The sequence below is a fragment of the Ruminococcoides sp. genome (genome assembly GCF_057037865.1).
Genome location: NZ_DBLZMS010000009.1, coordinates 34154 through 48804, shown reverse-complemented (window position 1 = coordinate 48804; position 14651 = coordinate 34154). Strand labels below are relative to the sequence as shown.

Here is a 14651-nt window from a genome sequence, read left to right as displayed (position 1 = left end):
CAATTATATATATGAAAAACAACACCTTTTATTAAGAAAAACAGGTCAAAAAAATAACGCTGAACCTAAAATAAAGTTCAGCGTTTATGGCGGAGAGAAGGGGATTCGAACCCCTGATACGGTGTTCACCGTATACATGATTTCCAATCATGCTCCTTCGGCCAGCTCGGACATCTCTCCAAACGACCTGTTTATTATATCAAATGAAATCAGAAAAATCAAGTGAGATTTTGAAATATTTTAATTTTATGTGGCGAACTATGAAAAAACTATTTTCCATTATTTTAATTTTGGTAGCTTTATTGCAAATATCTTTAACAAGTGCATTTGCAACTGCAAGCATAAGTTTTGAAATGCAGAATGCAGATATGAAGCCGAACAGACTGTTCAGTGTTGCTCTTTCCGCAAATTCCGGCAATCGACTTTCTGCCGCAACATTTGAATTTACATATGATCCCGATTATATCGAATTCAGAAAGGTTAAGGCAGTGAATAACGGCTCAAAAATTCAGGTCAACAAGAAAAGCGGCAAGGTTAAAGTTGTTTTTCTTAATTCTGAAGGACAAAATATTTCGGGCGGAAACGATGTCTTAACGCTTGATTTCAAAACAATAAAAGAAGGTACTGCGTATATTGACTACACGGTGAATCAATGTGTTGATTCCGATGTGAACTTTATGGATGTTGGAAGTTGCACTGCATCGTGTATCAGAATATATAAAAATGCATCGGGAACGGTTAGCGGCGGAAGTTCCTCGTCAAGCAATAAAAACAGCACGCAAGCTACAGGAAAGGGCGGTAAAAGTAAACACCCGACCGAGCCTACAACTGTTAATGCCTCAGATGACGAATATATTGATTACAATCCCATTAAAGATAGGCAAATAAAATTTTTTCTTGCCGGCATGGGCATAACTGCGGGATGCTTGGCTATATTGGCTGTTGCATATGCAATCGGTAAAAAATCAGCTCAGAAGAAAGCTGAAAAAGAGAAAAATCACAATGACAATACTCTTGAAAACAAGACTTCCGATGATTGATTCGGGAGTCTTTTACTTTGCCTTTCTTCCCTGCGTGATATCACGCTTTGCAAATTCACGGTTGATTGAGTTTAAAACACGCTTTTTGTCGGCACTCCACATGGGTGCAACGAGCAGTTTTTTATCCCCGTCACCTGTTAAACGGTGAATTACAACATTTTCAGGCAACACTTCAACGCAATCGCAAAGAATATCAATATAATCTTCCATTGAAAGCACATCAAATTTTCCGCTTTCATAGTCATCACATAAGTCTGTGTTTTTTAAAACATGCAATAATTGCAGTTTGATTCCGTCGGTTTTACTGCCTGCATATTTTACAGATTCAAGCATCATTTCTTTAGATTCGCTCGGAAGTCCCAAAATAATGTGTGTAATTACATTGATTCCGATTTTATGAAGATTTTCTGTAGCTGAGTCATAAACGGATAGCGGATACATTCTTCTTATATAATCTGCCGATTTTTCATGAATGGTCTGCAATCCGAGTTCTACCCAGACAGGTTTTATCTTGTTCAGTTTTTCAAGAAGACCTAACACATTATTTCCCAGGCAATCGGGACGGGTTGCAATTGAAAGGGCAACAATGTCGGGTTCTGAAATTGCATCTGCAAATATTTTTTCAAGATATTCAACAGGCGCATAGGTATTTGTGAACGGCTGAAAGTATGCAATAAACTTTTTACAGTCGGATTTCTTTTTTATTCGCAGTTTAGCCTGATCGATTTGTCCGTGAACAGGAAGAAGTGCATCGGAGGCAAATTCTCCGGAGCCTCCCCTGCTGCAAAAAATACAGCCCCTTGTTCCGAGGGTTCCATCACGATTCGGACAGGTCATATTACCGTTCAGCGAAATTTTGTACACCTTTTCACCGAATGTATTTTTGAGATACTTATTAAGGGAGTAGTAATTCATAATAAAACACCTGATAAATTAAAAAGGTCGGCAGAAAAGCCGACCTTTGTGTCTTTCGACATATTAGAGAGGAAATCTATGAAAAGTTCTTGTAAGCATTATCTATGTGAAGTTAAAGTGTTTTTTTGTTTATCTTTAACTTACAATCATATAATAACTGTCTTATGTGACAGAAAATTGAACGCTTGTGTAAAGTAATGTGAAAGTTTAAAAAGATTATGAGAACTTTCTGATATATTCAAGAAACTTTGCATAGAGCTTGTCCTCAAGCTCTTCAAGATTATCATCTATACCGCCGTTAAAAAACATTTTATTGTGCTTTGAAAGTGAAAGGTATGCACCAATCATACTCTTTCTGACTTCATCCTGCAAATCCTCTCCGAGTTCATTGCCGCAGGAAAGTCCGAGATAGATGTTGCCGTCAACAAGCTGTGACGCAACAGCTGCATTTTTCAGTTCAAAAGAATTGAATTTGCCAAGTCCGGTTGCAAACTCACGGAGCGAGAACTCCTCTTCACCTTTCTTGTATTTTTTTTGTTTTTCTGAAATTTCATTTTCACAGACTTCAAGCGAAAAGTTTCCGCCGGTAATATATTCGTGCATATAATCCGGATTTGTAGCAAGGACATTGTAAAGTCGCATTGAGTTCACGGCTGTTTCAAGACAGGAAAATGATGCAAACTGCATATTGCTGTCATTCAGCTTGATGAAACTGTACATATTCTGAAAAACAGACTTGTTGACTACAAGCAAAACAAGTCTTTCGCTCTCACGCACATCTGACAAAAGAGGGCTTGTCAGGTACGACATGGTGAACTTATACGACTTATTTACATATTCACTCAATAAATCCAAAAATCCGTTTAAAAAATCGTTTTCTCTTATTGTAAATTCAAACATATATTCACCTATCTAAATAATTCCATATCTGCGTTGTAGAGGTCATTTCTTGTGATGTCGGTATCACAGGAAACCAAAAAACGGTTTTCAAAAGCCGATATAAGCAGATTCGGGTTTACATTGTCGGAGCTGCCTGCCGACAAAACAACATCAAGTTCTGCAAAGTCGAACTTATCGGTTACTGCAAAGCTCTTTATACCCTGTTTTATGTCAACGGTTTTTATGCCTTTTTTAGATTTCTTTTCAATTTCAATACTTTCGCTTGCAAGCAGTTCTTTAAACTGTTCGCATATTGTATGGGAATTTTCGCTGTCACAGGAAATCTTGATTGTAAATGATGCAAAAGCAATCTTTCCGGCTTTCATAACGGGTTCCGTCACATCAAACACACGAAGTCCTCTGGGCAGACAATCGTTAAGCCTTGAGATGATTTCTTCAAACGGAAAGCTTTCATCCTCAAGCTTGACATCCATACATTCGTTTACACCTCTGAAACCAAGCGAAAGAGGCAACGGGAATGTTGCAAACGGATGCGGGTTAAATCCTTCTGTATGCCAGATAGGGATTTTGCTCTTGTGCAATGCACGGAGCATACATCGATTGAGGTCAAGGTGCGAAATATAGCGACATTCAAAATCTTTTTTAAACCATATTCTTACGCTTTTCAAAACACACACCCTTTCCGTATTTAGCCGCACCGCAGTTGTTGCATTTCAGTCTGCAATGCGGTGTTGTTGTATCTGCGTACGCTTTTTTACATTCTCTGATAAGGAAATCCTTAGTTACACCGTAGTCAATATGATCCCACGGAAGAATTTCGTCAAAACTTCTGCGTCTGTTTGCATAAAATGACGGGTCAACACCGCATTCATCAAAGAGTTCAAGCCACTTTTCAAGGCTGAAACAATCATTCCAGCCGTCAAAATGAAAACCTCTTTCACATGCAAGCTCCATAACCTTACAAAGTTTTCTGTCACCCCTTGCAAATACTGCTTCAAGATAGCTTGTATCGGCATCGTGATAGTTAAACTGAATTTTTCTTGTTGTAATACTGTCCTTGATGTGCTGTTGCTTTTCATGAAGGACTGGAATTGTGTCCTGCGGTTCCCATTGGAACGGTGTGAACGGTTTTGGCACAAAAGAGGATGCAGACACGGTTACACGCACCGACTTACCCTTTGGCTTGTCGGGACATTTGTAATATGCATCAACTACAGACTGACCAAGGCCGGCAATTGCGGCGACATCGTCCATTGTTTCGGTAGGCAGACCAATCATAAAATAGAGTTTTACCGTAGTCCAGCCGCCTGCAAATGCAGTTGTGCAAGTCTGCAAAAGTTCATCTTCACGAACATTTTTATTGATAACATCACGCATACGCTGACTGCCTGCCTCCGGAGCAAAGGTAAGTCCGCTCTTGCGTACGGTTTTAATCTTATTCATAATGTCATCTGTAAAGCCGTCAACACGCAGTGACGGAAGTGAAATGCTGACTTTTTCGTCTTTGCTCCACTCATTTAGCTTGTCAAGCAACGGCACAATCTGACTGTAGTCACTTGAACTGAGTGAAGATAGCGAAACTTCATCGTAACCCGTGTTATCACATAATGCTCTGCATTGTTTATTTATAGTTTCGGGAGATTTTTCACGGACGGGACGGTAAATCATGCCCGCCTGACAGAAACGACAGCCTCTTATACAGCCACGGAAAATTTCCTGAACCGCTCTGTCATGAACTATCTCAACGAGCGGAACTACAAAATTATCAGGATAGAACGACTTGTCCATATCAAGCATAATACGCTTGTGGATTTTAGCGGGAGCATCTCCTTTTGGAGTGAATGACTTGATTGTGCCGTCCTCGTTATATGTTACATCATAGAGTGCAGGAACATATACACCCTCAATTTTAGATGAGAGTTCAAGAAACTCCTGTTTTGATTTACCCTCGGCTCTGCACTTCCTGAAAAGCTCAATAACCTCAAGGTCAACCTCTTCACCCTCACCGATGAAGAAAATATCGACAAAATCTGCAATCGGCTCGGGGTTGCAGGCACACGGTCCGCCTGCAACTACTATGTTTTTAAGTTCTTTTCTGTCACAGCTTTTAATCGGCACACCCGAAAGTCTGAGCATATTGAGCATATTTGTAAAGCTGAGTTCATACTGGAGAGTGAAACCGATAAAGTCAAAATCGAACACGGGATCTCCGCTTTCAAGCGCATAAAGCGGAATATTGTGTTTTATCATCTCTTCTTCCATATCAACCCATGGGGCAAAAACTCTTTCGCACCAAATGTGCGGCACAGCGTTCATAAGGCTGTAAAGAATTTTCATTCCGAGATGGGACATACCTACTTCATAGGTATCGGGAAAGCAGAAGGCAAATCTGCAATCTATTTTCTTTTTATCCTTGATTACTTCGTTGAGTTCACCGCCGACATATCTTCCCGGCTTTTGAACTTTCAGAAGTAATTTTTCAACTTCTTTGCTGACCATAGAAATCCTCCGTCAGTAGTACCTGTTGTTTTTACATAAAAGTGACGCAATGAGATACGCACACACAAACAACAGCGAAAAATTATATTTTGAATTTAGCAAAACCATAAAGCCGAGTACCGTCAGCGGAAAAAGGATTATAACAGCAGTTATATTTATGATTTTTTCGGCTGATTTTTCCGAGAATTTTCTGCGCAGAATAACATACATAAGCTGTCCGCCGTCAAGCGACATAACCGGCAGCATATTAAAAAGTCCCGTGCAAAGGTTCGCCAAGGCAATCGGCAATAAAAATTCACTATTATATAAGTATAACAGATAAAACAGAATAAAACAAATGAAATTGACTAAAGGTCCGAAAAAAATTATAAAAATGTTCTGACGGGTTGTGTTTAACTGCCTTGAAGAGTTGGTAATCTTGATTTCAAACAGCGAAATTTTGATTTTATCAGGCGGAGATTTGCAAATGAGCATTGCAAAAAGATGACCGCACTCATGAATAATCACAGCCATAACGCAACATAGAAATCCTAAAAATATATTCAGTATCACACATATTGCTCCAAGACAAACGAGTGAATACGAAACCGTAAAATCAATGCTCAGCAGACGAAACTTCATCGCTTGTTGCAGTAAACATGTTTGATAAATCTATTTTATTATCGCCCGTATCAAAAACAACGGATTTTTCAAGGTTTGAATAGTACCATTCCCGTGTTGCAGCATAGACCTCACCGCCGAATAAATTAAGCAAAAAAGCCGCAAGAGCTATAAGGATACAACACACAAGCTGAATCGTTATCACAAGCTGTTTCGGAGAATTTTTCTTTTCATCACTATTTTCAGCCGATAAAGAGTTCACATCCTCCTCATCTGAATCAAGCTCCTCCGATACCTTCGGGTATTCCGAATATGAAACAGATTTCCAGTCATCGTCATATGTAATGGTATTTCTGTTATCATTATTTTCTGTCAAAAAAATCACCTCAATGCAATATATGCAATGAGGTGAACAAATTTAACTGCGTCATTCAATCTTTTGGTCAAGGCTTTTGAAATCGCCTTTTGTAAGGTTGACAAAAAATGCAATTGCAAGCATTAACGAGAAAAATTCCGCAATCGGGAAAGCATACCATACGGCTGTATAATCAAACACCATAGAAAGCACCCACGCAATCGGAAGAATGAGTACAAGCTGACGGCAGAATGACATAATAAGACTGCGCAGTCCCTTTCCGACCGCCTGAAAAAGTGTTGTAAAGATAATGCCGGCAGCAGCAGGAATAAAGCAAAGGCTTATGATTCTGAATGCAGGGACACCGATATCCATAATATCCTGTGTGCCACCAAACATAGCAATAAGCTGTTCGGGGATTGTCCACATAAGAATTGTGCCGACCGCCATAATAATTACGCCAATGATGATGCCGCGCTTTAAAGCGGAATACATTCTCTTTTTCTTTCTTGCACCGTAGTTATAACCGATAATCGGCATTACGCCCTGATTGAGTCCGAAACAAGGCATAAATACAAAGCTCTGTAATTTATAATATATACCGAGAACAGTAACGGCAGCCTCCGAAACAGCAAGAATTGCATTGAGTCCGATAATCATAACGGAACCTATTGACTGCATAATTACAGACGGAAAGCCTACAACATAAATAGATTTCAATGTGGAACCATTCAATTTGAAATGTTTGAACGAAACTTTAACTTCGTTATTCTTAAAGAAAAGAATGCAAAGGCAGAAAACCATACCGCAGAATTGACCGAATACAGTAGCAATTGCCGCACCGAGAACGCCCATTTCAGGGAAAATTCCTATACCGAAAATCAGGAGCGGGTCAAAAATAATATTTACAATTGCACCGAAAAGCTGGGATAACATCGGGAATATCATATTGCCTGTTGCCTGAAGCGTTTTTTCAACCATAATCTGTACAATTGAAAAGAACGAGAAGCAAAGTACAACCGTCAGATACTGGATTCCGTAATTTACAATAGCCTCATTCTGCGTGTACATTGCCATAAACGGGCGAACCGCAAAAAGTCCGAGCAATAAAAATATTACATAATTAAAAATACAGGTTACAAAACCGTGAGTTGCTCCGTCGTTTGCCTGAACAAAATTTTTCTCACCTAATTTTCTTGAAACAAACGAGTTTACACCGACTGCCGTACCGGCTGCAAACGCAATCAAAAGCATTTGCAGAGGATACGCAAGCGAAGTTGCGGTCAGTCCGTCTGCGTCATAGTTGCCGATAAAAATACTGTCAACAACATTATACATTGCCTGAATTGTCATTGAAAAAATTGCAGGCAGACTCATTGTTAGAATTAGCCTTGTCATTGGCATAGTTCCCATTTTGTTTTCATGGGGCTTTACTGAATTTTCCATATTTCCCATACTGATTCCTTTCTTATTCGCATACATATAGTTAGTTGATCTTTCGTATCTTCCTGTAAATCCAAAATGCAACAAGCATTACAGCCGTACCAAGCAACACACCGAAAAAGTCAATCCACATATCGCTCACCTGTCCCGATCTTCCCTCAATTCCAAGCTGAATTGTTTCATCAACAAAACAGGTAAACAGTCCGATAGAAACGGTGTAGGGTACAAATTTTATCGGCTTGATTCGGTCAAATGAATAGGCACATGAACAGAGCAATGCTCCCAGAACGGTATATTCCGTAAAATGAGCAATCTTTCTGATTATGTGGTCCGAAAGATTCGGATCGATTCCGAAAAATTTCAAAATTACTGTGACAAAATCAAGGACGCTTTCACTCTCTTGTGCCGACTCAACTGACGGCATTGAAGAATGAATAAACGCAAATGCAATCACTGACGCGGTCAAAACAAACATAATTATTCTGAATCGCATTGAACAGGAATTCGTTTTCATCAAATCACTCCATAATATATTTTACATATTATTCAGTCAATGTCAACTTTTGAATAATTATTTATCATAATGTACAAATAAATCAAATTTTAAGGCTTTATTATGGAAGATTTTATCTTGCTCAAATATTGAAAAAAACTTTTAAATCTGTTATACTTATCAGGTATTGGCAAAATATAATTTCTAAGGAGCAAATATGTGGTATTTAATAGTATTTTTTATTTCAATGGTTCCGATAGTAGAAATCAGAGGTGCTGTGCCTGTTGCGGTTGCAAATGACTTAAATCTTTTTTGGACATATGTAATCTGCATTTTAGGCAATATGCTCCCGGTTCCGATTATCTACCTCTTTGCAAGAAAGGTTCTTGTTTGGGGTTCTGACAAGAAGTTTATCGGCAGATTCTTTTCTTTCTGTCTTGAAAAAGGCGAAAAAGGCGGCAGAAAACTTGAGGCAAAAGCAGGCAACGGAATGTTTGTTGCACTTATGCTTTTCGTAGGCATCCCTCTTCCCGGCACAGGCGCATGGACAGGAACACTTGCGGCAAGTATTCTTGACCTCGGATTTAAGAAAAGCGTTATAGCCGTTATGTGCGGTGTTGTTATCGCAGGCATTATAATGGGTATCGGTTCGGTACTTGTAGCAAACGGAATCAACTTTATTTTTGCTCCGTAAATAATTTTGGGCAGCACATCGCTGCCCTTATTTTTTGGTGAATTTATAAAATGGAAAAGAAAAATATATATGATGCAATTATAATCGGCGGCGGTGCATCGGGACTTATGTGTGCAATCACAGCAAAGAAACATGACCGTTCAAAGAAAATTGCAATAATCGAAAAAAACGACAGATTAGGCAAAAAGCTGATGTCAACAGGCAACGGCAGATGTAACCTGACAAATCACTGTATATCTCCCGATAAATATGTCGGTTCTTTCAAAAAGCAGAGTAAAAAAATTTTTGAAAGATTCAGCGGTGATGAGATGGCGAATATTTTTAAAAACTTAGGTCTTTTAAGTTTTTACGATAACGAGGGCAGATATTACCCGATAAGCAAACACGCCGCATCTGTTCTGGATGTTCTGCGCTTACAGGTTGAAACACTCGGAATAGATGTTTTCACAAAACAGAATGTCAATTCTATAAAAAAAGTTTCAAACGGTTTTAAAATTTCGTCTGATGACAGCGAAAAAAAGTACGATTTCATATGTAACAAGCTTGTGATTGCAAACGGTTCAAAAGCCGCACCTAAGCTTGGCGGAAACGCAAGTGCAATTGATTATCTTAAAAATTTCGGTCATAAGGTTGTTTCGTTCTCCCCTGCTTTATGCCCTGTTAAGGTTAAAAGCGATGTTCTGAAAATATTAAAAGGTCTGAGAGTTACGGGCAAGGCACAGTTATACGGTGAACACGGTCGATTAATCAAGGAAGAAACAGGCGAAATTCAATTTACCGAGAATTCGCTGTCGGGAATTTGCGTATTCAATCTTTCATTGTTTGCTAAACCGAACGACAAAATAGTGCTTGATTTATTGCCCGATTATTCGGAAAATGAGCTGATTAAAATAATCAGACAACATATATCATTGTTTTCTGATTTGCCGTGTGAACAGCTTTTGACAGGAATTTTTCAGAAGAGAATCGGACAGGCAATTCTGAAAATCAGCCGAGTTGATTTGTCAAAGATTTGTTCCAATCTTTCAAAGGACGAAGTATCAGGAATTTGCAAAACAATAAAATCGATGTCATTTACAGTAAGCGGAAAAGAAGATTTCTCACACGCACAATGTGCTTTGGGCGGTGTTTTAGGCAAAGAAATTGACGAAAACACTATGATGAGTAAAATTGTGAAAAATCTTTTTATATGCGGTGAGGCGATTGACCTTTGCGGTGAATGCGGAGGATTTAATCTTCATTTTGCATTTGCCGGCGGAATTATTGCAGGAGAAAATTTATGATCAGAGTGAACAATATACATTTAAGCCTTGACTACGATGATAAATCGGTTCGCAAGGCAGTTGCCAAACAGCTGAGGATTGAAGAAAAATCCATAAAAAGCTGTAAGATTTTTCGCAGATCGGTTGACGCAAGAAAAAAGGATAATATCTACTTTCTTACAACCGTTGACGCTGAACTTAATATCAACGAGGATAAAGTCTGCAAAAAGTGCGGTAACGCTCAAATTGCGAGAAAGTATGAATATAATCAGATGAAATTTGGCAATGCGCCCTCCCCCATTGTTGTCGGAGCAGGTCCGGCTGGATTGTTTGCGGCACTTATTCTGGCAAGAAGCGGTGCAAAGCCAATTCTTATTGAAAGAGGTCGTGATGTTGACAGGCGAACTGCCGATGTGAACAGGTTCTGGACAAGCGGTAAGCTTGATACAACTTCAAATGTTCAGTTTGGCGAAGGCGGTGCGGGAACATTCTCTGACGGCAAACTGAATTCAGGTACAAAAGATATAAGACAACGCAAGGTGCTTGAAGAATTTGTGAGCCACGGCGCACCTGATGAAATTCTCTATAACGCAAAGCCGCATATCGGAACAGATATGCTAAAAGGAACAATAAAAAATATCCGCAACGAAATTATTGAACTCGGCGGAAGGGTTATGTTTGAAACGAAGCTTGTTTCAATGGCTTTTAGTGATAACAAGCTGAAAGCTATAACCGTTGAAACCAAAAACGGCAATGAAATTATAGAAACAGACAATGTTATTCTTGCAATCGGTCACAGTGCAAGGGATACTTTTGAGATGCTTTATGATTTAAAGTTGCCGATTGAGGCAAAGCCTTTCTCGGTAGGAGCAAGAATTGAACATATTCGTGAGAACATAGACAGGGCACAATACGGCAGGTTTGCGGGCAGTAAAAAACTCGGCTCGGCAAATTATAAGCTAAGTACACACCTTGATAACGGACGGGGTGTGTATACATTTTGTATGTGTCCCGGCGGCAAGGTTGTCAATGCATCAAGCGAAGAAAACAGACTTTGCACCAATGGTATGAGTGAATTTGCTCGAAATGCCGAAAATTCAAATTCAGCGTTGCTTGTAGGAATAAACCCGGATGATTATGAATCCGACCATCCGCTTGCCGGAATGTATTTGCAGAGAAAGCTTGAATCAAAAGCATTCGTTGCCGGCGGTGAAAATTATAATGCACCTATACAAAGAGTTGACGATTTTCTTAATAACAGGAAATCCACACATCTCGGTGATGTAAAGCCAAGTATCGGTCCGAATTATGAGTTTTCAAATCTGAACGAGATTTTGCCTGAATATGTCAGCACTTCAATGGCTCAGGGCATTGTGAAAATGGGCAGAATGTTACACGGATTTGATGACGGTGACGCTGTTTTGACCGGCGTTGAGAGCAGAAGCTCTTCCCCAGTCAGAATCATGAGAAAGACAGATACGCTCGAAAGTGTACTTATTGAAGGACTGTATCCGTGCGGTGAAGGTGCAGGCTATGCAGGCGGAATTATCTCCGCCGCAGTTGACGGCATTAAATGTGCCGAAAAAATTATAGAAAAATCGAATAAATAAACCTCCGAAATCAATCGGATTGTGAAACGCCCCCTAAAGGTCAGAGCAAAAATCTGACTTTTAGGGGGCAATCATTTTTTACAGGCGGTTTATTTAGTATTGTGATTTAAACAAATAACAGTACCGCCCCGACAGTAAAAATCAAAACAGCAAAATGTGCTTGATTGTGCGGGGCGGCTCTTAGATAAACTTGTTAAATTTTACTTGGAGTATTTACTCCACTGTCCGTTTGAGTAAATCATATTTACATCGGGGATTTTTAAGTCACCTGTCTGTGCTGAACCGTTATTGAATATAGCATATTCTGCACCATTCGGAAGTTCAAATCTGTATGTGTTATTACCTATACTTTCCATAGCCTTGCCGGGCCAGCTCATATAAGTCGAATCTGTTGAACTCCATGCATAGACATTTACTGTTGACCAGTTTTCCGTATTATTGAAATAAACATAATTCTTCGTCTGAATTGAAGTCGGTTCAGTTGTTGGCTCTGTGACATTTGTTGTAGGCTGGGCGGGTGCAACATTTTCTGTGTAAGTACCGCAGTATGAGTCTTCAACAATAAGCTTAACGATATAAGCCTGAATCATAGTTGCGTCTTTTACAGAAATAACAGAATCCTTGTCTACATCTGCCGCAATGAGAGCCTCATCGCTTAAAGTCGATATGTTAACAATGTATCTTTGAACCTCTGTTGAATCACAGACTGTAAATGTTCCGTTTAAATCAACATCACCGATAAGAATTCTGTTTGAAGGCTCTGTTACCGGCTGAGTTGTAGACGGCTGTGTTGTAGCAGGCTGAGTTGTGGTAGGCTGAGTTGCGATTGTAGTAGGACGGACTGTCGTGGAAGGAGCTGTTGTCGGCTGAGTGGGTTTTACAGTCGAATAGTTCTGCCAAGAACCGTTGCTGTAAATTTTATTACCGTCTGCAATCCTGAGGTCATCTGTCTGACTGTCACCGTTGTTGAAGATTACATATTTTGCACCGTCAGGCACTTCAATATCAAAAATATTATTACCCTTGTCGGTCATTTTCTTGCCCGGCCACGATGTCATTTCTTTATTATCATCACTCCAGAAATATGCATTGACCTTAGACCACTTGGTTGATGAGTTATCATAAGCAACAACCTTTACGGCATTCGGGTCTACTTTTGTATATGTATATGTTTCCGGATCGGATGTTGTCTTGCCGTCGCTTGCTTTTACTGTTACTGTGGTTACAGTATCGTAAGCAAGGTTAGTACCGATTGTAATTTGCTGACCGTTTGTGTAGTTTACAAATGCACCGTCATCAATTGAATACTGAGCATTTTTTGCATTCTTGCAATTGAGCGTAAGTGTGAGCTCATCTGTATTGTAGTTTGTTGAACCCGGAGTTACTGACGCTGAAGGTCCTTCGGGTTCGGCATCATAGACTACTGCAATACCTGATGAACCTATTGTACCTGAAATGGTGCTTGATGTAATTGTAAATGTATTGCCTGAAACAGCGTCTGTGTATGTACCCGGTTTTGCGTAACCGCCGCCGTTTTCTACCGATACCTCGCCGCTTCCGCTGCCTTTTACGATAACAGCACCGCCGTCTTTACGGGTAATTACAGAACAACCGTCTGACACGGTGTAGTAATCGGCTTTGCCGTCCATTGCATTATGGAACTTATTGATTTGGGCAACCTCACTGCTGGTGTAATGAGTTGAACCTTTTTCTCCCATTTTGATACTTTCTTTGTTGGTTGAAGAAGGACGGGAAAAATAAAGAGCAGTAACTTTATTACGGCTTGCCGCAACCGCATAGGCACGGTCAATAACATTCTGACTCATTTCATTTGAAAAGCCCCAGTCTTTGTTGTTTGACCATGTATCATGGCTTTCACCCCAATAAAGAAGCTTATCGTTTGAAATGCCTTTTTCACTCCAGTTTCCGCTTGAAGTAGGAGCTTTGCCCGAATTAAACGAATCACGGAGTTCTTTACCGTAGTTACTGTCTGTGACAGAAATATAATCGGTATACTCTTTCATAATGTCTTCATTGCCTGTCGAACGGTCATCAGGACCACCGAGAATTTCGCCGTAGTTATAAAGACCGTACTGTGTTACCGATTTCCAGAAATCGTCGCCCTCGCTCGGAACGCCAATGTGTTTTGCAGCGTCCCAACGAAGTCCGTCAACACCTACCGACTTGAGTTCCTGAACATAGTTGCAGACTTTTTGCTGAACATATGGATTTTCGGTTGCAATGTCCGGCATACCAATCGAGCCGTGTGTTACCTGCCAACGGTTTTTCCAGTCAATACCTCCGCCGAAGGTATGCCAATACTCGGATGGCTTTAAATCGTTGTCTATGTTGTTGTGATCGCCTCTCAAATGGTTAGCGACAACATCGACAATAATCTTAATCCCGTACTTTTCTGCCTCATCACAAAGCGACTGAAGTTCAGCCTTTGTGCCGACACCATTTGTTCCGATACTGAATGAAATTGGCTGATATAACCAATACCAAGTACCTGTTCCGTTTGGCTGTGCCGGAGAAGTCTGTATACTTGTAAATCCGGCTTTTGCAATTTTAGGCAATTCAGCCTTAATATCGTTATAAGTCCAGTCAAAACAATGTAAAATTACACCGTCCTGAATATTATCTTTGAGTTTGTACTTATTAGCCGATACGGTTGGTGAGCTTTCTGCCGCCTGAACACCGAATGAACCGGATACAAAGGCAGATAGGCTTGCCGACAGGATGCTCACGCTCAATATTGCGCTGAGTATTTTTGATTTTGTTTTCAAATTTTTACACACCTTTCAAATTAATTTCAAAACTCTACTATGTGTCGAATTCGA

13 protein-coding genes and 1 tRNA gene are annotated in these 14651 nt (G+C 39.9%); 4 read left to right on the top strand and 10 right to left on the bottom strand.

Annotated features, from left to right (window positions below):
- Positions 1-87: 87 nt before the first annotated feature.
- A tRNA-Ser gene (locus AC2HW8_RS08710) sits at positions 88-180 on the bottom strand.
- Positions 181-368: 188 nt separating this feature from the next.
- Between AC2HW8_RS08710 and AC2HW8_RS08705 the strand changes: the two genes are divergently transcribed.
- A complete protein-coding gene (locus tag AC2HW8_RS08705; protein ID WP_484327430.1) occupies positions 369-1040 on the top strand; it encodes a cohesin domain-containing protein in 672 nt (223 codons plus the stop codon).
- A 12-nt stretch (positions 1041-1052) separates the two neighbouring features.
- Here the strand turns inward: AC2HW8_RS08705 and mnmL are convergent, their stop codons facing one another.
- The 8 genes from mnmL to AC2HW8_RS08665 form a co-directional block, all read right to left on the bottom strand.
- A complete protein-coding gene (gene mnmL / locus AC2HW8_RS08700; protein WP_484327429.1) occupies positions 1053-1955 on the bottom strand; it encodes a tRNA modification radical SAM protein MnmL/YtqA in 903 nt (300 codons plus the stop codon).
- Positions 1956-2171: 216 nt separating this feature from the next.
- Positions 2172-2855, bottom strand: coding sequence for a hypothetical protein (locus AC2HW8_RS08695; RefSeq protein WP_484327428.1), 684 nt, complete (start codon positions 2853-2855; stop codon positions 2172-2174).
- 8 nt (positions 2856-2863) lie between these two features.
- On the bottom strand, positions 2864-3523 hold the full coding sequence (locus AC2HW8_RS08690) for a TIGR03936 family radical SAM-associated protein (protein ID WP_484312754.1): 660 nt from the start codon (positions 3521-3523) through the stop codon (positions 2864-2866).
- Entirely contained in the window at positions 3498-5354 is a 1857-nt protein-coding gene (locus AC2HW8_RS08685) for a TIGR03960 family B12-binding radical SAM protein (protein WP_484327427.1), read from the bottom strand. Before AC2HW8_RS08685 ends, AC2HW8_RS08690 begins: the two co-directional genes overlap by 26 nt.
- Positions 5355-5366: 12 nt before the next feature.
- Complete coding sequence (locus AC2HW8_RS08680; RefSeq protein ID WP_181979477.1) at positions 5367-5906, bottom strand: site-2 protease family protein; 540 nt, start codon at positions 5904-5906, stop codon at positions 5367-5369.
- Positions 5907-5949: 43 nt separating this feature from the next.
- The gene (locus AC2HW8_RS08675; RefSeq protein WP_117950860.1) at positions 5950-6330 is read right to left on the bottom strand and encodes a hypothetical protein; all 381 of its coding nucleotides are present in this window, start codon (positions 6328-6330) and stop codon (positions 5950-5952) included.
- A 51-nt stretch (positions 6331-6381) separates the two neighbouring features.
- Positions 6382-7764, bottom strand: coding sequence for an MATE family efflux transporter (locus AC2HW8_RS08670; RefSeq protein WP_021883036.1), 1383 nt, complete (start codon positions 7762-7764; stop codon positions 6382-6384).
- A 31-nt stretch (positions 7765-7795) separates the two neighbouring features.
- Positions 7796-8266, bottom strand: a complete 471-nt coding sequence (locus AC2HW8_RS08665; protein ID WP_101028541.1) for a VanZ family protein — start codon at positions 8264-8266, stop codon at positions 7796-7798.
- A gap of 196 nt (positions 8267-8462) precedes the next feature.
- Here AC2HW8_RS08665 and AC2HW8_RS08660 point away from each other — a divergent pair, with 196 nt between their 5' ends.
- Genes AC2HW8_RS08660 through AC2HW8_RS08650 form a run of 3 tightly spaced genes read left to right on the top strand, consistent with a single transcriptional unit; the run spans position 8463 to position 11811 of the window.
- Positions 8463-8939: a COG2426 family protein gene (locus tag AC2HW8_RS08660; protein WP_021883034.1), complete on the top strand. Its 477-nt coding sequence runs from the start codon at positions 8463-8465 to the stop codon at positions 8937-8939.
- 50 nt (positions 8940-8989) lie between these two features.
- Complete coding sequence (locus AC2HW8_RS08655) at positions 8990-10222, top strand: aminoacetone oxidase family FAD-binding enzyme (RefSeq protein WP_484327426.1); 1233 nt, start codon at positions 8990-8992, stop codon at positions 10220-10222.
- A complete protein-coding gene (locus tag AC2HW8_RS08650; protein WP_484327425.1) occupies positions 10219-11811 on the top strand; it encodes an NAD(P)/FAD-dependent oxidoreductase in 1593 nt (530 codons plus the stop codon). The genes AC2HW8_RS08655 and AC2HW8_RS08650 overlap by 4 nt, the downstream gene beginning before the upstream one ends.
- Positions 11812-12011: 200 nt before the next feature.
- Here AC2HW8_RS08650 and AC2HW8_RS08645 read toward each other — a convergent pair whose 3' ends face one another.
- Positions 12012-14597 carry a starch-binding protein gene (locus AC2HW8_RS08645; RefSeq protein ID WP_484327424.1) on the bottom strand — a complete coding sequence of 862 codons (2586 nt, stop codon included), beginning with the start codon at positions 14595-14597 and terminating at the stop codon, positions 12012-12014.
- Positions 14598-14651 lie beyond the last annotated feature (54 nt).